This window comes from Pseudoalteromonas sp. DY56-GL22 (assembly GCF_041414715.1).
Lineage (GTDB): Bacteria > Pseudomonadota > Gammaproteobacteria > Enterobacterales > Alteromonadaceae > Pseudoalteromonas > Pseudoalteromonas simplex.
Window position 1 is genome coordinate 39,627 of sequence record NZ_JANHZR010000009.1, and the last position, 20,419, is coordinate 60,045.

The following is a 20,419-nucleotide window of genomic DNA, read 5'->3' on the forward strand; positions in this document are numbered from 1 at the left end:
TAATAACTGTTGATTTTTAGAGCATTGATAACCATATCTATACCCTATTCATCAACAAGAATCTAGCATGTCTACCAATAAAGAAAAGGCCGCATTTAGCAGCCTGTTACCGATTTTAGCTTTTATAAAACCCTATAAATGGATGGTGTTTGCGGCCCTTGGCGCCTTGCTGCTTACGGCCGCTGTTAACTTATCACTCGGACAAGGCGTTAAATTTGTTATCGACCATGGCTTTATTGCAGGCTCGCAAGCTCAACTTCAACAAGCAGTAATGGTGTTGATTGGTTTAATAAGCTTATTAGCTGTAGGTACTTTTTGTCGCTTTTATTTAATGTCGTGGATTGGTGAGCGAGTCAGTAACGATATCCGTAAAGCCGTGTTTGATCGCATCGTTACACTACACCCCAGCTACTTTGAAGAAAACCGTAGTGGCGAGCTGATGTCGCGCCTGACCACCGACACCACCTTGTTGCAATCTATCATTGGTTCCTCTTTTTCAATGGCACTACGTAGTAGTTTAATGCTGATTGGTGGCTTGGCTATGTTACTAATTACCAACCTAAAGCTGACTCTTGTCGTTGTTGCCTGCGTACCAGTAGTATTAGTGCCGATGATGATTTTTGGCCGAAATGTAAGAAAACTGGCAAGCTCAAGCCAAGATGCCATTGCCGATATCAGCACCTATGCTGGTGAGATCATTCAAAATATTAAAGTAGTGCAAAGTTATAGCCATGAAGAACGTGAAAAAGCAGCATTTAGCGAAGAGACCAACAAGGCGTTTCAAGTAGCGAAGAGCCGAATCAAACAGCGCTCGTTTTTGATTGCAGCGGTGATATTTCTGACCTTTAGTGCTATTAGCGTGATGCTTTGGGTTGGTGGCAGTGACGTATTAGCTGGCACTATGACAGGTGGTGAGCTAGGTGCTTTCGTGTTCTATGCGATTATGGTGGCGATGTCTGTAGCAACCGTTGCCGAAGTGTATGGTGAGCTGCAAAGAGCCGCAGGTGCAGCAGCACGGCTGTTAGAGCTACTTGCCGTTGAAAGCATGATCAAAAGTCCAGATACAAATCATGATGCACAACTTGAAGCAAACAAACTTAATCACCCTGCTATCGAGTTTAATGAGGTATCTTTTCATTACCCTTCAAGGCCAGATAAAGCCGCTTTAAATACGCTGAATTTACAAGTAAAACAAGGTCAAACTCTTGCTATCGTTGGCCCATCGGGGGCTGGTAAAACAACGTTGTTTGAGTTACTGCAGCGCTTTTACGACCCAAGCTCAGGGAGTATTTCGCTGGCAGGAATAAACATAAAAGCACTCTCTCTTGATTGCTTACGCCAGCAAATGGGGATGGTGGCACAAAACCCAATTTTATTTAGCTCAGACGTAATGCATAACATACGTTATGGCAACCCAAGCGCCAGCGACGAGCAAGTATATGCGGCGGCCAAATATGCCCATGCCGATGAGTTTATTAGTCAACTGCCAGATGGTTACCACAGCTTTTTAGGGGAGCAAGGTGTTAGGCTTTCAGGTGGGCAAAAACAACGCATAGTTCTGGCCCGCGCAATATTAAAAGACCCTGCAATTTTATTGCTTGATGAAGCAACCAGTGCACTCGACGCACAAAGTGAGTTTCATGTACAAGCTGCCCTTGAGCATCTAATGAAAGACAGAACAACACTGATCATTGCCCATCGTTTGGCAACGGTTAAACACGCCGATGTGATTGTCGTGATGGATAAAGGAGAAATAATTGCAACGGGTACGCATCAGCAATTGTTTGAGACTAACCCATTGTATAAACAATTGTGCGAATTACAGTTTAATCGAGATTAAGAAGGGAAATGTCAGGTTTGAAAGGGCATATCAAACCTGACCACAAATCTAGATATAAAATCTAACCTTGTGTATTCGGTACGATCTGAATTTCTACGCGGCGGTTTAAAGCTCGGCCATTTGCTGAGTCATTGCTTGCCACAGGGCGTGTTTCACCATAGCCTCGTGTGCTGATACGCGCAGACATAATCTGATGATTCACTAAGTAATCTTTTACGCTTTGCGCACGTTGTTGAGATAACGTCATATTGTAGCTATCTTTACCTGTGCTGTCGGTATGACCTTCTACGCTTAAGTAGGTTTTTTCGTATTTATTCATCACCTTAGCAATCGCATCTAAGGTGCTATGAAAGCCCGACGAAATATAAGATTGGTCAGTTGCAAAAGTAATATTTGATGGCATGACTAGACGAATATTGTCGCCTTCACGAACCACTTCAACACCTGAGCCTGCTAGCTCATCGCGAAATGCTTCTTCTTGCTTATCCATATAATCGCCAACGGCTGCACCTGCTAATGCACCAATAGCCGCACCAATGAAGATACGTTTATCATCGTGGTCGCCAGTTGCTTTACCTAGAACGGCACCTGTAGCAGCACCAATCGCAGCGCCTTTACCTGTATTCGTTGTCTCACAACCTGTCAATAAAACGGCTAATACGCCCACTGTTAAAACTGATTTTGTAAAAGTCATGTGTCTCTCCATGGCAATTATTCAAATTGAATTGTTTACAATTATGAATGAACGTCTATGAACAAACTATGAAGAATGGGTTACTTATCGATTGCTACAGCAGTAACCGGAGGTAAGTTATAACTTTTGACCAATTCTGTTAAACGGCCATTGAGGACTAAGGTATTGAGGCGCTCTTGAATTTTTTCGGCTAAACTCGAGCTTGCAAACTGTTTACTTAGGGCAATGTGACCATAAATAACATCTTTATAGCGATAAGGCATTTTTACAATTTCTTGTGAAGGTCGCTGCAAAAAAACGGAGGCATGATCTGCAGTCTCTTCAACAGCAATCACTAAATCAACACGATTTTTTAATAACATCTCAAAAGCATTATGTTCGCTTAAAGCCTCGATTTTAGTGAGGGTTTTATCAGTGTCGAAGCGGGGAAAATGCGCAGCACCTCGCATTACCGCAATGCGCTTACCGACTAGGTCTTGATAATTGTTTATTTTAAGCTCGCTATCAGCTTTTGCATAAAACACGAAAGAAGACGACAGCATCATATAAGGCGGGGTAAGAAACTGCATTTTTTGCTCGCGCGCTTCTGTGCGAATAAGGCCGCCCATCACATCCAGCTCATTTTGCTCAAGCATCTTTAAACAACGAGAAAATGGGCAAGCAACATACTCAAACTTAATTGGTAAGCTAGGTTGCATTTCACGCATGATATCAACAATTGCGCCACTCACTTTACCATCATCAGAAATCATGCCATAAGGGGGCGCATGATCAACAGCCACCAACACTTTCTCATAAGAGTTCGCAGATACTAAGCCACTGAAAAAAAATAACAACAAACTTGCAATGTAGTGTTTCATAGTGATACTCATGACTACGTTCACTGGTTCTGTATATTGTAGACGGCCTTGTGTCATAAAAACCACAAAAATGTCATACAATTTTGTCATAATTGAAAAAAAATTACTGATGGCAAATCAATGTTATTCATCATATTTAAGCAATTCTTTTTATTAGGCTGTATGAGCTTTGGTGGCCCTGCAGCACACCTTGGTTACTTCAAACGCCACTTTGTTGATAATTTAAAATGGCTTTCTGCTGAACGCTATGCCCAACTGATTAGTCTTAGCCAAGCATTACCGGGCCCAGGTTCGAGTCAAGTTAGCTTTGCGATGGGGGTTGAAAAAGGAGGGGTATTGGGTGGCCTGTGTGCTTTTATTGGGTTTACCCTACCCTCATTTTTAATCATGTTTTTTCTGGCTCTAAGCGCTCATCAATTTGGTGATATATACTTTGCAGTAATTGCTGGGCTAAAACTCTTTGCAGTAGTGATTGTTGCCGATGCAACCTATAGCATGGCAATGAGCTTTTGCAAAAACCACTTACATAAACTTATAGCAGTGCTAAGTACTGTTGTATTGATTATTTTCTCACAATTATCGAGCCAAATTTTAGTACTTATTGCAGCAGCGGCTATAGGTTGGTGCTATCCACAGCTTAAATTACCTGAAAGCCAAGAGCAAAAATCAGTGAAAATAGCTTGGTTACCACTTGGCTTATTTGCCATCTTGTTATTAATTAGTTTTTTACCTTTCGGTGAATGGCTCTCTTTGTTTGCCCCATTTTATCAAACTGGCGCTATGGTCTTTGGTGGCGGTCACGTTGTGTTACCTATTTTACAAGCTGGTGTACCGAGCCTTGAAACTGAGCAGTTTTTATCGGCTTATGCCAGTGCCCAAGCCATACCTGGACCGATGTTTACTATCGCTACTTATTTAGGCGCACAAGTTACACCAAGCATTCCACTTGTAGGTGCTATTGTCGCGACCATCCTGATTTTCTTACCGGGTTTTTTGTTGATGTTAGCCTTTATGAAAAGCTGGTTACAGTTAGCAGATAAGCCACGCTTTGCAGGCAGTATCGCAGCGCTAAATGCCGCTGTAGTGGGGTTTTTAGCCGCTGCTCTTTATTCACCGATTTGGCAATCGGCAGTGCAAAATCTATGGCAAGTAGCTTTAGTCATTGCAGCATTTACATGGCTAAGAATGGCAAAGCCACCTATTTGGTGGCTTTTGTTAGGCTTTATTACGATTAGCTTATTGATTGGTCAGCTTTAAGCTTTCTCACGTGGAGGATTAGCTACCTTGATACTAGGTTTTAAGCCAGTTTGGGCTTCGCTTGTGCTCAACTGACCCGTAACACTTTGATAAGGTCTAAGCCCAAAAATAGGCAGAACAGCAAGTAGATGATCCATGATCTCTGCTTGCAAGTGCTCGTATGAAATCCAGCGCTTATCCTCACTAAAGCAATAAAACTCAATCGGTAAACCATGATTTATTGGTTGCAGCTCTCGCACCATTAAAGTTAAATCACGATTAATTTTTTCATGTTGCTTTAAGTAACCTTCAGCATAACGTCTAAATAAGCCAAGATTTGTTACTGGGTTAGGTAAATTTGCTACTCGTATGTAGTCATGCAAAGGAATTGCATCATCAATTTGCTCTCGAAAAGCATCATCCACCAAACGAATACTATTCATATCAATGTTTAAAGAACGCTTGATACGACGACCACCTGACTCTTGCATACCACGCCAGTTTTTAAATGACCCTGCAACTAACATGTAAGTTGGAATGGTTGTAATGGTATTATCCCAGTTACGCACTTTTACTGTATTTAAACCAAGGTCGATAACTTCACCGTCCGCGCCATAGCTATCCACTTGGATCCAATCACCATAAGTCACTAATCGATTAGCTGCTATTTGAATACTGGCGACAAAACCCAAAATGGTGTCTTTAAATACGAGTAAGGTCACCGCCGCTATCGCACCAAAACCAGACAAAATATAAGTTGGCGACTTCTCTAGCAAAATGCTCACAATGAGAATGGCGCAAACCATAAAAGTGATAAGTTTTACAACTTGGATCAAGCCCTGAATCGGAATATCGCGCGCAAAATCAAGCTGATTATAAATACCACCAGCAATGCTCACCACACTACTTAAAATGAAGCCACCGTAAATGATCAGTGCAATTTGACCCACCGTTTTAAGTACTAATGCAGCGACATCATGAACTGGATAAACATAATCGAAGGTCGCTAAATAAAGTACACAGCACAATATCCCTGCAAAACGACGGTTTAACTTATTGAGCATAGGTGTGAGCGCACCAATACGCTCAGGAGACAGGCGTGTAACAACCTTTTGAATACCCGGCAGTAATAAGCGACGGGTAAACATGTAAATTATTAGTAATGAGCCAACACCGATAGCTGTAGCGGTTAATGCACTTATTAGCGCCGCGTCTGGCATTGATTCAAACCAAGGCATCACCAACTCTTGTAGGTGAGTTTGCTTCATGGCGCTTCAATCTCCTTATTGATGGTAGCAAGGTACTCAGCTTGCTGAGCTTGGTGATAAGTTAGTAGCTGAGCATCTTTTTGTAACCACAACTCATTAATATGTTGTTGGAAAGCCGTTCTAAATGCACGGTCATGCTGATAATCACCAATCATCTCTGCGCTAATTGCTTGCACTTGCACTTCAACTTTAATCACGTTTAAACGGCCACGCATAAGGTTACGGCAAATATGGTCGCCCTCCCCCTGATAAATAATCGAGGTATTTAATAATGCATCAAATTGCTCACCTAACACCTCAAGAGCAAATGCTATACCGCCTGCTTTGGGCTTTAAAAGGTAAGTAAACGGACTATTTTGCTTACTGTGCTTTTGACTTGTAAAGCGCGTGCCTTCAACAAAGTTAATGATTGTTGTTGGGTGATTACGAAAATCACGGCAGCTACGTTTGGTGCGCTCAACATCAAGCCCTTTCAGCTTAGGATTTTTTGCCAGTTGCGCTTTGCTCACCCGCTTCATAAAAGGCATACCCATAGCCCATGCGCCAGTGCCAATGAATGGCACATACTTCAGCTCATCTTTTAAGAAAAACTTTGGCGCGGGTAAAACATCGATTGCACTCAGAACAACAATGTCTAGCCAGCTCATATGATTAGAGATAAGTAAGTACCAACCATCTGTAGTAACTTTACCTTTAATATCAATTTCAATTACTGGGCAACCTAAGCACAAGGCAAAGCGGTTACCTTTACACCAACCGCGATAAGCTAAATGAAGAATATCGCTAACCACCTTAAATGGCAGTAGTAACTTAAGCACACCAAACAGCAGCACCAGCGTGCCCCAAATAATCACATTAGCAAACAAGACAATACTAACTAGAACGCCTGTTAACCAATTTGGTAAAAATTTCTTTAACATATGTGTGCTCTCGACTGCGTTAGCAATACTACTGCGTTTTAGCTTCTAATTCGGCTAACTGTTGATTTTTTTCTTCCCAAATTCGATTTAGCTCAGCTTGAAAATTTACTCTAAACTCTGCATCGCCCGTATAATCCCCAATCAAATTTGGACTCACTTCCATCACTTCTACTCGCACATCGACTTGCTTTACTCGACCACTAGCAAAGTCCACAAAGCTAGGAATACCACCAGGGTAATGAATGGTTACATTCACTACTTTGGAAATTTGTTCACCCATTGCTTGCATAACAAACGCAACCCCGCCCGCTTTCGGCTTTAATAGGTGCTCAAAAGGACTATTTTGGCGAGAATGCTTTTGCTCAGTAAAACGCGTACCTTCAACAAAGTTAACAATACTCACTGGCATTTCTTTAAACTTTTCACAGGCTTTGCGCGTGGTTTCTAAGTCTTTGCCACGCAATTTAGGGTTTTTCTTTAACTGGGCTTTACTCGTACGAGTCATGAATGGGAAATCCAACGCCCACCATGCAAGACCCAAGAAAGGAACGTATATCAGCTCTTTTTTCAAGAAAAAGTTTAAAAACGGAATACGGCGATTAAACAGACGTTGCATAACAACGATATCGACCCAGCTTTGATGATTCGCGATCACCAAGTACCAGTCTTTCGCTTTTAACTGCTCAAGACCTGTCACGTTCAGATTATATGAAGCAAATATGTTTTGGTTGATGCTGTTGCAACTCACCCACATAGTGGCGCATTGCTTAGCAATCCAACTCATTAATTTTTGCAATGGCTTGATTGGAATAAGCTTTATGAGGCCACAAATAAAAATAGGCACAAACCAAAAAAGGGTATTGAGGGTGTAAAATAAAAAACTGAACACACAACGGATCATCGACATTACTACTTATTCCTTTAACGCTTAATCTTCAAAATACGTATAGCCAGCAAGGCCTGCATTTAGTTCTGATAAATATTGTGCCTTAGATTGCTCATCAATTGCCAGTGAGTTGACCCGTTTTGCAAAGTTTTCAGCAAGAATCTCGCTATCATAATCAACAAACTTTAATACGTCCTTAACACTGTCACCTTTAATGGCATTCGTCAGTTGATAGCCTGCTTCTGTAAGCTCAACATGCACTGAATCTGTATCGCCGAACAGGTTATGTAAATCACCTAAAATCTCTTGATACGCACCCACTAAAAACATTGCAATATGGTATTGCTGACCTTGCTTGTACTCAGGAATAGGTAAGCTGCTCTCTATGCCTGTGCCTTCGACATAATCACGAATTTGCCCATCTGAGTCACAGGTAATGTCTTGAATAATGGCGCGCTGTGTTAATGGCTGATGCAAGTTTTCAACTGGCATAACAGGGAATAACTGCCCAATCCCCCAGACATCGGGGAGTGACTGAAATAATGAGAAGTTAACGAAGAGCTTATCGGCAAGTTTCTCGTTTAAATCGTCTAACACTTCTCGATGTGAACGGGCATTCTCACTAAGTGATGCACGAACACGATGTAAAATTGTGAAATACAACTGCTCGAGCTTCGCCCACTCAAGCATAGTGAGTAGGCCATGCACATATTGGTCATGGGCTTCACTGAATAGATGCATTGCATCATGATAAATTTCCAACGCCATACGCGGTGTTAAACGCTGTAAACACTGCCACATTTCATCTAGTACCAATACACTGCCTGCCTCTGGCGCCGTTGGATTTGCATGGTTTGGCGCACGCTCAACATCAATAACATCTGTAATTAATACCGCGTGGTGCGCTGTTAACGCACGGCCTGACTCGGTAATAATGGCAGGGTGTTTAAGGTCATGTTGCTGACACACTTCAGCAAACGCATTAACTACATTACGCGCATATTCTTCAACACTGTAGTTCATTGAACACGAACTACGTGACCCAGAGCCTTCGTAATCAACACCTAAACCGCCACCGACATCCACGGTATTAAGTGGTACGCCTAACTGTGTTAACTCTGCAAAGTGACGAGCACATTCACGCAGTGCGCGATGAATATCGCGGATATTGGCAATTTGCGAGCCGATGTGGAAATGCACTAGTTGCATTAAATGAAGTTTATTGCGCGATTTAAGCAGCTCAACCGCAGATAGCACTTGCCCTGCTGTTAAACCAAACTTACCTTTTTCGCCACCGGTATTCTGCCATTTCCCCTTACCAACCGAGTTTAAGCGAATACGAATCCCAATTGATGGCTCGATGCCTAGATCATCAATTTCTGCCAATAGAGTAGTTAGCTCAGAAAGTTTTTCTACAACAATATGAACCTTATGACCCATGCCTTGGCCAATACAGGCTAAGCGTAAAAACTCACTGTCTTTATAACCATTACAAACGATGGTAATTGGCTCTTGTGCTACACCTAAAATAGCCATCAGCTCAGGTTTTGAGCCGGCTTCAAGGCCCACTAAACCACTTGGGTGAGCAAGTAGTTTACTGACCACAGAACGCTGTTGATTAACTTTAATTGGATAAACACAGGTATAACTGCCTTGGTATTCACGGGCATTTCGTGCTTTGGTAAATGCGCTAGTCAGCGTTTCAACGCGATTTTGTAAGATATCGGTAAAACGCACTAAAACAGGTAGGGTAAGACCTTGCTTTTTAAATTGCTCAGTCAGTTCAGATAAAGACACCGCGGCTTTAGTTTGATCGCCATCAGGGTAAGCCACCAGCTCACCTTGTGCGTTAATGTCAAAGTAACCGTCACTCCAGTGAGCAACATTGTATGTTTCGCGTGCTTTATCTAAACCCCAAGTCATGGCAATGTCTTCTGTAAATTCATTAAATATAAACGCACATTTTAATACGCTAGGGCTGACCACGCTAACAAAAATTGCGCTGTATGCCAAAGTGATAAAAAATATTCGCTATACTGATTAAAATTTGATTGAGCAATTAGCCAAGCACTGGCAGAATTGCACCCCTTTTTTACCATTAACCAAAAGTGTATAAGCAAGATGGCTAATTTAGATCAAAATAACTGGTTCACTGAAATTAGTGACCGTGATGGTAGTGCCTTTTCATTACGCATTACTAAAAAGCTTGATGAACAGCAATCGCCATTTCAAAAAGTAGAAATGTACGAAACAACTGACTTCGGTAATCTGATGATTATTGACGGTTGCACTATGGTAAGTAGCCGTGAAAACTTTTTTTACCACGAGATGATCAGCCATCCGGCATTGCTTGCACACCCAAATCCAAAAAATGTTGTGATCATTGGTGGTGGTGACTGCGGTACTTTACGCGAAGTATTAAAACACCCAAGTGTTGAAAACGTAACGCAAATTGATATCGACGAAGTCGTGACACAAATGTCACTTAAATACTTCCCTGAGCTGTGTGAATCAAATCAAGATCCGCGTGCTACAGTGATGTTTGATGACGGCATCAAGTACATGCGCGAAGCAGCGCCAGAATCAATCGATGTAGTCATTGTTGATGGTACAGATCCAGTTGGCCCAGGCGAAGGTTTATTTAACCACGCTTTCTATACCAGCTGTTTAACTGCACTTCGCCCAGGTGGCATCTTAATTCAGCAAAGTGAATCGCCACTTATGCACATGCCACTTTTAGTTGAAATGCGTGATGCAATGACTGAAGTGGGCTTTGTTGACTTACAAACGCTGCCTTTCCCACAACCAATTTATCCAAGTGGTTTATGGTCTGTAACGCTTGCTCGTAAGTCAGAAGCGTTCGCTGGTTTTCGTGAAGATGATGCCAATAAACTTGCGCAAAGCACTGAATACTATAATGCAGGTATTCACCACGGTGCATTAGCCACACCTAATTATATGAAACGTGCTTTCGAGAAAAAGTAAGCGTTTTGACTAAATGAAAAAAGGGCTCATTGAGCCCTTTTTTGTTGTATTAAACCTTAAATCTATTAACTAACTGATTCAGTTCGTCAGTAAGCTGATTCATACGGTTAGCGACCTCTTGTGTTGAACTCGCTAACCCGCCTCCATGTTGGGTTTGATCGTTTAGATCAGACAGGTTTTGACTAATTTCATCTGCCACAGCAGTTTGCTCTTCAGTTGCTTGTGCTGTTTGCATCGCCATATCATTTACTTTGACCGATGATTCTTGCATCGAGTTAAGTATATCGTTAGTTTGGGTAAACGACTCTACTGCTTCATCAGCAAAACGCTTACCACTATTAATCGCCTGTAAGGATTGCTCAACACTGGCTGCAAATTGCTCAACCATAGTTTGAATATCATTAGTGCTTTCTTGGGTCCGAGTTGCTAGGGTGCGAACCTCATCTGCAACCACCGCAAAACCTCGCCCTTGCTCACCAGCTCGCGCAGCTTCAATTGCAGCATTGAGTGCAAGTAAGTTAGTTTGCTCAGCTATAGCGCGAATAACTTCAAGCACTTTAGCAATGTTGTCTGAGCTTTGTTGCAGTTCAGTGGAACGTTGGCTGGCATGTTCCATATTATCTGACAAGGCAACAATTTTTCGACTCGAGTTATCAACCGCAGCCAAGCCTTGTTTAGCCAGTTGCTGTGAGTTGTCAGCTTCATGGGATGAGTTTTGTGCCACACCTGCAACCTCACGACTTGCAACGCTCATTTCATGTACTGCACTAACTATTGATTCAGATGCTTGGCTAAGCTTTTGATTTATTTTATGGTTCTGATTAGCAAAATTATCAAGGTCACGACCTAAATTATGCAGCTCTTTAGCCTGTCCAAGTATGTCTTTGATAAGTTGTTGTAGGTTATCTAAAAACCCGTTAAAAGCCGTCGCAAGTTCTGCAAACTCGTCTTGTGTTTTTACATTGATACGGCCTGTTAAATCACCATCTCCCGACGCAATCTCATTAATTCGCTCTGTCACAAAGTTAATCTGCTTCGTGAGTTGTCGAGGTACATAATAGCTAAACCAACCAGCGACAAGTAAAACGATAGCGATCATTATCATTAGTTTAACTTTAAAGCTGATAACACCATCCATTAACTTCTCAGTTTCAGATTTTGATGTTTTATCTGCTGCTTCGCCTGCTTTATCTAAAATATCCCTCAGTGCTGAAAATGTTTGTTCAGCAATCTGCTTTTTTTCACTGTTTTGTGGGTCATTAATAAAGTTTTTTGATGCCGAATACCATGAATCAAATGCGCTATCAAAATGACGAAACCGGTCGACTACCTCGGTGTAAGGTGACATGTAAGACAAGTATTGCCCAAAGCGCTCTTTAACTTGCTCGGCATTTTCTTGATGTTCATTTAGATAAGTTTTATCTGTGTTACTGCTTGTAACAAGAGTAAGCTCGGCAACCTTTGCTTGGTAAATATCTCTATCAGCATTAACAACGACCGAAATCGCATTCAAAAATCGTTCTGATTGCGCGTCAACAGCTTGTTTTTGCAAACTGATAAGATAAGTGTAGCCTGCAATTAGAATAAGAATGGCAATGCCTAACAAAATAATCGGTAGGGAACTTTTAACGCGAATGCTTTGTAAATTCATACATTTTCCTAATTAAAAATCGAAACCAGCATGCTTATTGAATCTTAGCTGAAAAATATAAAACTGTATGAAATTAAAAGTGCCAACTCGCTGAAAGCTGAAATTGCTGCTGCGAGTTATGCTCATTAAACCCCATACCGGGTCTGTTTTGAGCGTCACTGCTCAGCACTGAATATTCAGCACCTACTTGCCACTTGGTTGACAGTTGATAACGCCAACTTGCGGTTAAAGCTTCTCCACGACTTTGGTTAGGATCAAATTGCCAATCATCATGATCGCTAACCTTGAAATAATCATACCTAATTGTGAGACGATGCTGGTCTAACTTGTGGCTTAATAAAACAAAATGGCTATAAAAATCATTGTCTACCCCACGATTTGTGCCCATCGCAGTTTTACCATCAAGGAGCTGTACAATAATGCGTGTTTGCTTATTAAATTTATACAACCATGCCGCGCTTAAAAAACGTGTATCCCACGCATATTGACCAGTACGGGTATTCAAAGCACCTGGATCGCCATTGTTGTCATAATAATAGACACGTAATTGTGATTTTTTTTGATAATCCCAATGAGCGCCAACGTAATAGCCAAAACGCCCATCTACTTCTTCGAAAGGCTCCACGTGCTCGGCTTGCTTATCTAGCTGCGACCATTCAAATGAACGTGGAACAGCAAAATCAATTTGTTCATTGAACGTAGTCTGCCTGTCATGCATAGCAAAGCCACGCCATGACAGCAATGTCCCAGCAGGATCGTTGCCTTTAAAAACCGCAGCAAAGCCTTCAAAACTATGATTACTTCTAAATTGCCTACCTGGGCGCTTGATGTTTGCCTCTAAACCAAAGGCCCGCACTTCTTCGCCAAGCCAAGTATTAATCGCAGAATTAGTGTAGTTATAAGGTGACATCCAGCCATTTTGCGGGTTCTCAAGCGACATTTTGGGATAAAAGCCACCTCCTTTCACTGTCCATTTATAACGACTAGCTGTAAGAGGCTGATATTGCAAATAAGCCTGAGTTAAACCAACTGTTAGTTCTGGATCAGGATGAGCGTTAAGTACTGTGTGCGCAGACCAATCGCTATTTAACTCAAAACGACTACTCAGCATAGCTTGGGATATCACAACACCATCATGCTCTTGGTCATAACGGTATAAGCCAATTCCTTTGCGCTGATAGCTCGCTAGTTGGTCACCACGCACAGCCGAAACAGTTACCAGCCCATCATGCTCAGCATATACCACTGCAGGCAACCCAAAAACACTCGCCAATAGCAAGGCTTGCCATTTATTCATAATCATCAAACTCGTCACTGCTTAGTTCTAATTTTGGTAATAAGTTTTGCTTTAACTGATAGCTCAACGACTTTGCATTGTTCGTTATCTCGATAGTTTCTGGTGTACTGATATCATTAAAGCGGTCATGCCAAACAGCCAGAGTAAACTTACTTTCAGGTAAGCTTAATTCAACCATACCTTGATCATCTGTTTGCCCATAGATCCCACCATCGACGACCACAATGTAACCCAGCATCCAGTCATGAATGTTACAGCCAAGCTCAACAACCCCCGATTGTGCAAAGTTAATCGGTTTTTCGGGTTTATCGTGGTAAAGCTTTAACTCAAATTGCTTTGTTTTAGAAAATGAATAAACGTGGTGCATGATTGAATCAAGGTTAGGAAATTCAACATTTGCCCCTTGTGGCACTGCCAGCACATGAGGCACAAAGGCACGTTCTTTTTGGCTCATGGTGTAGTGACTTTCAGCAACAACAAGCTGTTTTGAACCTTTGAGCCAAACCACGGCATTCTTGACTGGCTGATTCTGCTTATCAACTATCTGTATTTGCTGTGCCAATAAACTTTGACTAAACAATAGTAGCAACAGGGTTATTCTTATCATTTTGCTTAACCTTTTTAGGTGCAGGGCTGATATCGCAGCGTTCACTTTGTTGAATACGTATGCAGATCTCTCGTATTAACCGGCAAGTCACTTTATGCTTTAAGGATGTATGTGAATACGTGACAACAATCCATAACCATAAGCCGCCAAGGAACAACAATGCGATTAACTGCCTTAATGTTAGCAGCCTTTTCAGGTACTTGCCTAGCACAAACCACAACCGTCAGTTCACCTGATGGGCAGATCAAAGTAACTATCTCAGATGAGCAACACACACCTAGCTACGAAATCAGCTTTGCAGGTAAACAAGTCATTGCGAACTCTTCGTTAGGCCTTGTTTTTAAACAACAACCAGCAATGAGTGAAGGTTATAAAATTAGCAGCCAAACCACTGATTCGGTAAAAAGCAGCTGGGAGCAACCTTGGGGTGAACGCCAAACTGTGGTTGATAACCATAACGAAGTCGCTGTTACCTTTAAAAAACCACAACCACAAGGTGGCACGTTTACGGTACGTTTTCGCGCTTTTAATGATGGTGTAGGTTTTCGATACGAATTACCAAAACAAGCTGGCTATGATGATGTAGAAATCACTAAAGAACTTACAGAGTTTGCTATTACAGACTCATCAGATGCAACGGCTTGGTGGATCCCCGCGCGTGGTTGGAACCGTTATGAATATGTTTATAACACCACCCCACTTCATAAAGCAGCACTTGTGCACACACCATTTACTATAAAAAATAAAGAGGGTGTGCATATTAGTATTCACGAAGCTGCCCTTGTTGATTATGCAGGCATGGTGTTAAATCAACGTCGTGATGGTACCTTCCAAGCCGATTTAACACCTTGGTCAGACGGTGTAGCGGTTAAAAAGCACGGCGCATTTAATACTCCTTGGCGTACAATTCAAATTGGTGATGAAGCCGTTGATTTAATCAACTCAGATATCATCTTAAACCTAAATGAGCCAAATAAGCTGGGTGATGTATCTTGGGTTAAACCGGGTAAATACGTAGGTATTTGGTGGGGTATGCACATCAATGAAAATACTTGGGGTAGCGGTAAAATTCATGGTGCAACCACTGCAAACACGAAATATTACATGGACTTCGCTGCTAAATATGGCTTCGATGGCGTGCTAGTCGAAGGCTGGAATATTGGCTGGGATGGCGACTGGTTCTATAACGGTGACGTTTTTAGCTTTACACAACCTTATGACGACTTTGATATTGAAGAGCTGACACGTTACGGCAAAGAAAAAGGCGTACAATTAATCGGTCACCACGAAACGTCGGGTAACGTGACTAACTACCGTAACCAAATGGAAGATGCATTTGCGTTATACGAAAAATCAAATGTAAGCCAAGTTAAAACAGGCTATGTCGCCGACGGTGGTAACATCAAGCGTATCGATGAAAATGGTATTGTACGCAAAGAGTGGCACGATGGTCAGTTCATGGTTAATGAATACCTACACAACGTAAAACTTGCTGCAAAACATAAAATTAGTATCAACACGCATGAGCCTGTGAAAGATACCGGCCTACGTCGTACATACCCGAACTGGATTGCTCGTGAAGGTGCTCGTGGTCAAGAGTTTAACGCATGGGGTACACCGCCGAACCCACCAGAGCATATTCCAATGCTAGCTTTCACGCGTATGCTTGCAGGCCCAATGGACTTTACGCCAGGTATTTTTGATATGGGCTTTAACGGTTTAGGTGCTGATACCAACCGCCCACAAACAACCCTAGCGAAGCAATTAGCGCTATACGTTGTAATGTACAGCCCAATTCAAATGGCGGCAGATTTACCACGTAATTATTTAGCGAAGCCAGATGCATTCCAGTTTATTCAGGATGTACCAACTGATTGGCAACAAAGTATTGCACTACAAGGTGAAGTTGGCGATTTCGTTGTATTTGCACGTAAAGAACGCAAGCGTGATCAATACTCAGGTAACGACTGGTATCTAGGTGCTGTTACAGACGAAAAAGCCCGCACTCTAGAAGTGAAGTTAGACTTCTTAGATAAAGGTAAAAAGTTTGAAGCGCAAATCTACCGCGACGGTGACAAAGCTGAATGGGTAAATAACCCTTACGACTTAAAAGTAGAAAAACGCATAGTGACTGCTGATGATAAGCTAACGTTAAAGCTTGCCACCAGCGGCGGCACAGCAATTCGTTTTAAAGCAATCTAAGCTAAAAGCTGTTAGTTTAAGCTTCAAGTAAAAAGAGCGCGGCATTTGATGTCGCGCTTTTTTATTGCCATAAAAAAGCAGCCCACTCGGGCTGCTTGAAACTTATAGCTTAAGGCTTACAGCTAAATACTTTTAAAACGGCAAATAGATTTGCGCACTGAGGCCACCTTCTGGGCGATTAAGTAGTTGTACTCGGCCGCCGTGCATATCGACAATACGTTTAATAATTGCAAGGCCTAAGCCACTGCCTTCGCTACCGCGAGCGGCATCACCTTGTTTAAACGGTTCAAATACAGTTTCAAGTTCGCTTTCTGGGATCCCCGGACCGTGATCGTTAACCACAACTATGGCAAACTTTTTATTACTGCTCACGCGGGTTTCAACCTCTATATCACCATCTGAATAGCGAATTGCGTTTTCAATCATATTAGTAACAACACGCTTTATTGCCACCATACTCACTGGCACTTCACTTAAGCTCGGATTCTCTTTAAAGGTAATAGTGCGGTGATGTTTTTGTTCAGCTTCGACAACTTCTGACACAATCGCGTTTAAATCTTCTAGCTCAAGTTCTTCACGTTTGTGGTGGCGTAAATATTCAATGAATTGGTCGATAATGGCATTCATGTCTTCAATATCATGAATGATCCCTTCACGCAGGTAATCTTCATCGTCCGACATCATTTCGGTGGCAAGGCGAATTCGTGTAAGCGGCGTGCGCAAGTCATGAGAAACACCTGCCATTAATAACCGACGGTCGTTCTCAAGAGCTGCAATACCACGCGACATTTGGTTAAACGCACGGGTTACTTCAATGACTTCTGTAGAGCCTTGTTCTTCTAATTTGGTAGAAAAGTCACCTACCCCTACTTTAACAGCGGCTTGTTGCAGTGCTTTTAAAGGTCTATTTAGATGGCGGGCAAACAACCACCCACCGAGCACACTTAAAAAGCCAATACTCGATAAATAAAAGGTTAAGAATTTTAGGTTGTTTTCTTGCAGGCCGGTGAGCGGCACGCGCACCCAATAACCCGGTGCTTGTGGAGCTTCAACCCAATAAACAAGTGGGTCGGTTTGGCTAATACGTACCCGAGCAGAACCATTGAGCTCTTTCGACATACTGCGCGATAACATGGAGTACTCACGAGTTTCAGCCAAACCCTGACTCATCGCTTGGCGCTGGGTCATCACTTCGATGCCGGTGATCTCAAAAAACTTGTCTGAGGCTTCTTTGCTTACCTCAACCCCTTCTTCCCATTCAATAAACACGGTTTTCACCTGTTTAGAAAGGATCAGGTTTACTTGTTCTATAGTTGGTTTAACAACATAAAAACTGACCGTAATATAAGAGACAATTTGATTGATTAACAGCAGGGCTGCAACCAAAAATACCGTTTGTCCAAACGCACTACGTGGAAACATGCCCATTACTGTTATTTTTCACCGTCTGGCACAAATACGTAGCCTAAACCCCATACTGTTTGTATATAACGAGGATTAGCGGCATCCACTTCGATCATCCGGCGTAAGCGTGAAACCTGAACATCGATACTGCGCTCAAGCGCACTGTAATCTCGGCCGCGAGCTAAATTCATCAATTTATCGCGACTAAGCGGTTCACGCGGATGAGTCACTAACGCTTTTAATACTGCAAACTCACCACTGGTTAACGACATTGTTTTATCACCATGGCTCATTTCACGGGTCGCAAGGTTTAGTGTGAAATCACCAAAGCTAATTTCGTTTTCTTCGGCAGCAGGCGCACCTGGTACTTCTTTAGCACGACGACGTAAAATTGCTTTAATACGCGCCAACAGTTCACGTGGGTTGAATGGTTTAGGAATGTAATCATCAGCACCAAGCTCTAAACCGATTATGCGGTCAACTTCATCGCCTTTGGCTGTAAGCATTACAATTGGAATGTCATTTTCTTTTTGACGTAAACGACGGCAAATTGATAACCCATCTTCACCTGGTAACATTAAATCTAATACAATCAAGTGGAAGTTCTCGCGCTCTAATAAGCGATCCATCTGCTCTGAATTTGCTGCTGAGCGAACAATAAAGCCTTGTTCTACAAGGTAACGCTCTAGCAAGCTACGTAAGCGCATATCGTCATCAACAACCAATACTTTTGTCGTTTCGTGTCCCATAACTTTCATTCTTTTTGTAATATGTTACTTATTAATATAAATGAAAAAGTTAAGAATAAAAAACGAATTACGCGCTTAGATTGTTACTGAACATTTCAAAATCCCACTCGACAAAGGTAAAAGACTTTTATACCTTGCGGCTGGTTTTCTTTTTAGGCTGAATAAAATGGCAAAGACAAATTTAATAACCCGAGAAGGGTATCAGCAATTACAACAAGAACATGACTACCTATGGCATGAAAAGCGCCCTGAAATCACCAAAATTGTGACTTGGGCAGCAAGCTTGGGCGACCGTTCTGAAAACGCAGATTATCAATTCAACAAACGTGTTTTACGACAGATAGATCGCCGCGTACGCTATCTTCGTAAACGCATGCCTGATCTTAAAATTGTTGACTACAACCCACAGCAAGCAGGAAAAGTGTTTTTTGGTGCTTGGGTCGAAATTGAGAATGAACAAGGCGAAACAAAGCGCTTTCGTATTGTTGGCCCCGACGAAATTTACGAGCGCAAAGATTACATTTCGATTGATGCACCTATGGCTCGAGCGCTACTTGGCAAACAGGTTGATGATGACTTTTCGGTGAACACACCTGAAGGCGCAAAAGAATGGTATATCAATGAGATAACTTATCCGGATGCAAACTAATTTTCCCTGAAAATTCAGAAAGCGTTAATTAGTGATTGTTTAGTCTAAAAATGTGATCTATAACTAAAGTTACTCAAGATAAATCATTACTTGAGTTTTAGAAGGTAGTAAATATGTCAAACGCAATACAACGCATAATGAATAATGCCATTGTATTCGCACTATTAATTAGTGTGAGTTTGATATCTTATGCCAGTGATATAGAGAGCCATTCAGACAGTGTTACGCCAACCGCTCACTTTATTGCGTGTGATAGTGCAGACCCTGCTAACTTAGATACCGACCTCGATAAACATACTCCTGCGTTCATCACTAATGTAGCCCAACCACTGCAAGATGCGCCTGTTGTTTCGTATGTTCCCCCTTGTAATAAGGTGTCTGTTTATAGCGCGCACCAGCGAGGACCACCTGCTTTTTAATTAACTCAAATTTTCTATTTCTGTTTTATTAAAATGTATGGTGATCAAAATGAATAAATTCAAAGAATTACGTCTTCAAGACATTTCTAATGGTGCTTTATCTAATACTGTAAACGAAGTTGAACCAACCCTCGACTTAACTTCTCCAGCGCTAAAAGTATTAAATAGCTTTACAAGCAAAGACCCTGTGCGAGCACATCATGATTTGAGTATCGTCGATGCACTTAAACAAACCAGCAGTCGTTGTTCTGACTTTATTTTAGTCGTAGATAATGACGAAAAGCTTATTGGTATTACTTCAAGTGCTGACTTACAAAGCTCTAAAATCATGATTCTTGCTCAGCGCCTCAATTTACATCGCAATGAAGTTACTTTGCAGCATGTAATGACACCACTTAGCAGCTTAGCTGGTGTAAGCTTACAAAGTATTAGCTATGCATGCATTGGCGATGCACTGCAAACTATGGAACACCAAGGTATGATGTTCCTTTTAGTAACCAGCGCTGAACATGAAATTTGTGGTTTGATTTCAGCCCGTGAAATTGCTAAAAAATTACATATTCCTGTTAATATCAACCCAATTGCTAATGGCTTCAGCGAAGTATTACAGCAGGTTGATCACCCGCACTAAGCGTTAAAACCCGCGTTGTGTAAGACTATTTTTGCAGGCCTTAAAAGCAGTGCTTTTAAGGCCTTCTTATTGTGATATTATTCAGGCAATTAATCTTCAGTTTTACTGATTTTCTATTTTT

The 20,419-nt window shown here is 41.8% G+C and carries 18 protein-coding genes; 7 read left to right on the plus strand and 11 right to left on the minus strand.

The genetic code is table 11. The features are described 5' to 3' along the window. Positions 1 to 67 precede the first annotated feature (67 nt). Positions 68 to 1,840, plus strand: a complete 1,773-nt coding sequence (locus NO991_RS17370; protein ID WP_371352232.1) for an ABC transporter transmembrane domain-containing protein — start codon at positions 68 to 70, stop codon at positions 1,838 to 1,840. A 61-nt stretch (positions 1,841 to 1,901) separates the two neighbouring features. Here NO991_RS17370 and NO991_RS17375 read toward each other — a convergent pair whose 3' ends face one another. Beyond that, positions 1,902 to 2,534, minus strand: coding sequence for an OmpA family protein (locus NO991_RS17375; RefSeq protein ID WP_054562840.1), 633 nt, complete (start codon positions 2,532 to 2,534; stop codon positions 1,902 to 1,904). 80 nt (positions 2,535 to 2,614) lie between these two features. Next, complete coding sequence (locus tag NO991_RS17380; protein WP_161804360.1) at positions 2,615 to 3,394, minus strand: ABC transporter substrate-binding protein; 780 nt, start codon at positions 3,392 to 3,394, stop codon at positions 2,615 to 2,617. Between the two features lie 120 nt (positions 3,395 to 3,514). On the opposite strand from NO991_RS17380, the gene chrA reads away from it, so the two are divergent. Beyond that, positions 3,515 to 4,651 (plus strand): chromate efflux transporter, encoded by a 1,137-nt coding sequence (gene chrA / locus NO991_RS17385; RefSeq protein ID WP_138618416.1) that lies wholly within the window; start codon positions 3,515 to 3,517, stop codon positions 4,649 to 4,651. Here chrA and NO991_RS17390 read toward each other — a convergent pair. From NO991_RS17390 to speA, 4 genes are read right to left on the minus strand one after another with little or no spacing between them, the layout of a single operon-like run. Next, positions 4,648 to 5,898: a mechanosensitive ion channel family protein gene (locus NO991_RS17390; protein ID WP_054554419.1), complete on the minus strand. Its 1,251-nt coding sequence runs from the start codon at positions 5,896 to 5,898 to the stop codon at positions 4,648 to 4,650. The two genes, chrA and NO991_RS17390, sit on opposite strands and share 4 nt — an antisense overlap. After that, the gene (locus tag NO991_RS17395; protein ID WP_371352233.1) at positions 5,895 to 6,818 is read right to left on the minus strand and encodes an acetyltransferase; all 924 of its coding nucleotides are present in this window, start codon (positions 6,816 to 6,818) and stop codon (positions 5,895 to 5,897) included. Before NO991_RS17395 ends, NO991_RS17390 begins: the two co-directional genes overlap by 4 nt. A 28-nt stretch (positions 6,819 to 6,846) precedes the next feature. Continuing rightward, complete coding sequence (locus tag NO991_RS17400) at positions 6,847 to 7,725, minus strand: acyltransferase (RefSeq protein WP_054554421.1); 879 nt, start codon at positions 7,723 to 7,725, stop codon at positions 6,847 to 6,849. A gap of 21 nt (positions 7,726 to 7,746) precedes the next feature. Then, positions 7,747 to 9,627 (minus strand): biosynthetic arginine decarboxylase, encoded by a 1,881-nt coding sequence (gene speA, locus NO991_RS17405; protein ID WP_054554514.1) that lies wholly within the window; start codon positions 9,625 to 9,627, stop codon positions 7,747 to 7,749. Between the two features lie 198 nt (positions 9,628 to 9,825). Between speA and speE the strand changes: the two genes are divergently transcribed. Continuing rightward, complete coding sequence (gene speE, locus NO991_RS17410; protein ID WP_054554422.1) at positions 9,826 to 10,689, plus strand: polyamine aminopropyltransferase; 864 nt, start codon at positions 9,826 to 9,828, stop codon at positions 10,687 to 10,689. A gap of 49 nt (positions 10,690 to 10,738) precedes the next feature. Here the strand turns inward: speE and NO991_RS17415 are convergent, their stop codons facing one another. From NO991_RS17415 to NO991_RS17425, 3 genes are all read right to left on the minus strand, one after another. Next, a complete protein-coding gene (locus NO991_RS17415; protein WP_371352234.1) occupies positions 10,739 to 12,340 on the minus strand; it encodes a methyl-accepting chemotaxis protein in 1,602 nt (533 codons plus the stop codon). A gap of 73 nt (positions 12,341 to 12,413) precedes the next feature. Further along, entirely contained in the window at positions 12,414 to 13,643 is a 1,230-nt protein-coding gene (locus NO991_RS17420; protein ID WP_371352235.1) for a hypothetical protein, read from the minus strand. Next, entirely contained in the window at positions 13,630 to 14,244 is a 615-nt protein-coding gene (locus tag NO991_RS17425; protein ID WP_371352236.1) for a methylamine utilization protein, read from the minus strand. Before NO991_RS17425 ends, NO991_RS17420 begins: the two co-directional genes overlap by 14 nt. A 159-nt stretch (positions 14,245 to 14,403) precedes the next feature. Between NO991_RS17425 and NO991_RS17430 the strand changes: the two genes are divergently transcribed. Continuing rightward, on the plus strand, positions 14,404 to 16,446 hold the full coding sequence (locus NO991_RS17430; RefSeq protein WP_054554426.1) for a glycoside hydrolase family 97 protein: 2,043 nt from the start codon (positions 14,404 to 14,406) through the stop codon (positions 16,444 to 16,446). Between the two features lie 132 nt (positions 16,447 to 16,578). On the opposite strand, the gene envZ is transcribed toward NO991_RS17430, so the two are convergent. Together envZ and ompR are read right to left on the minus strand one after the other, a co-directional pair. After that, entirely contained in the window at positions 16,579 to 17,874 is a 1,296-nt protein-coding gene (gene envZ / locus NO991_RS17435) for a two-component system sensor histidine kinase EnvZ (RefSeq protein WP_054554427.1), read from the minus strand. Positions 17,875 to 17,879: 5 nt separating this feature from the next. After that, on the minus strand, positions 17,880 to 18,599 hold the full coding sequence (gene ompR, locus NO991_RS17440; protein ID WP_054554428.1) for a two-component system response regulator OmpR: 720 nt from the start codon (positions 18,597 to 18,599) through the stop codon (positions 17,880 to 17,882). A gap of 166 nt (positions 18,600 to 18,765) precedes the next feature. On the opposite strand from ompR, the gene greB reads away from it, so the two are divergent. The 3 genes from greB to NO991_RS17455 all read left to right on the plus strand — a co-directional run bounded on the left by greB (position 18,766) and on the right by NO991_RS17455 (position 20,298). Then, a complete protein-coding gene (gene greB, locus NO991_RS17445; protein ID WP_194442663.1) occupies positions 18,766 to 19,248 on the plus strand; it encodes a transcription elongation factor GreB in 483 nt (160 codons plus the stop codon). Positions 19,249 to 19,361: 113 nt separating this feature from the next. Next, positions 19,362 to 19,667 (plus strand): hypothetical protein, encoded by a 306-nt coding sequence (locus NO991_RS17450; RefSeq protein WP_194442662.1) that lies wholly within the window; start codon positions 19,362 to 19,364, stop codon positions 19,665 to 19,667. 49 nt (positions 19,668 to 19,716) lie between these two features. Then, entirely contained in the window at positions 19,717 to 20,298 is a 582-nt protein-coding gene (locus NO991_RS17455; protein WP_054554431.1) for a CBS domain-containing protein, read from the plus strand. Positions 20,299 to 20,419 lie beyond the last annotated feature (121 nt).

Bases quoted from the DNA above. Each gene is read 5' to 3' on its own strand.
- NO991_RS17370 (WP_371352232.1), top strand. From the start codon at position 68: ATGTCTACCAATAAAGAAAAGGCCGCATTTAGCAGCCTGTTACCGATT.
- NO991_RS17375 (WP_054562840.1), bottom strand. From the start codon at position 2,534: ATGACTTTTACAAAATCAGTTTTAACAGTGGGCGTATTAGCCGTTTTA.
- NO991_RS17380 (WP_161804360.1), bottom strand. From the start codon at position 3,394: ATGAAACACTACATTGCAAGTTTGTTGTTATTTTTTTTCAGTGGCTTA.
- chrA (WP_138618416.1), top strand. From the start codon at position 3,515: ATGTTATTCATCATATTTAAGCAATTCTTTTTATTAGGCTGTATGAGC.
- NO991_RS17390 (WP_054554419.1), bottom strand. From the start codon at position 5,898: ATGAAGCAAACTCACCTACAAGAGTTGGTGATGCCTTGGTTTGAATCA.
- NO991_RS17395 (WP_371352233.1), bottom strand. From the start codon at position 6,818: ATGTTAAAGAAATTTTTACCAAATTGGTTAACAGGCGTTCTAGTTAGT.
- NO991_RS17400 (WP_054554421.1), bottom strand. From the start codon at position 7,725: ATGTCGATGATCCGTTGTGTGTTCAGTTTTTTATTTTACACCCTCAAT.
- speA (WP_054554514.1), bottom strand. From the start codon at position 9,627: ATGACTTGGGGTTTAGATAAAGCACGCGAAACATACAATGTTGCTCAC.
- speE (WP_054554422.1), top strand. From the start codon at position 9,826: ATGGCTAATTTAGATCAAAATAACTGGTTCACTGAAATTAGTGACCGT.
- NO991_RS17415 (WP_371352234.1), bottom strand. From the start codon at position 12,340: ATGAATTTACAAAGCATTCGCGTTAAAAGTTCCCTACCGATTATTTTG.
- NO991_RS17420 (WP_371352235.1), bottom strand. From the start codon at position 13,643: ATGATTATGAATAAATGGCAAGCCTTGCTATTGGCGAGTGTTTTTGGG.
- NO991_RS17425 (WP_371352236.1), bottom strand. From the start codon at position 14,244: ATGATAAGAATAACCCTGTTGCTACTATTGTTTAGTCAAAGTTTATTG.
- NO991_RS17430 (WP_054554426.1), top strand. From the start codon at position 14,404: ATGCGATTAACTGCCTTAATGTTAGCAGCCTTTTCAGGTACTTGCCTA.
- envZ (WP_054554427.1), bottom strand. From the start codon at position 17,874: ATGGGCATGTTTCCACGTAGTGCGTTTGGACAAACGGTATTTTTGGTT.
- ompR (WP_054554428.1), bottom strand. From the start codon at position 18,599: ATGGGACACGAAACGACAAAAGTATTGGTTGTTGATGACGATATGCGC.
- greB (WP_194442663.1), top strand. From the start codon at position 18,766: ATGGCAAAGACAAATTTAATAACCCGAGAAGGGTATCAGCAATTACAA.
- NO991_RS17450 (WP_194442662.1), top strand. From the start codon at position 19,362: ATGTCAAACGCAATACAACGCATAATGAATAATGCCATTGTATTCGCA.
- NO991_RS17455 (WP_054554431.1), top strand. From the start codon at position 19,717: ATGAATAAATTCAAAGAATTACGTCTTCAAGACATTTCTAATGGTGCT.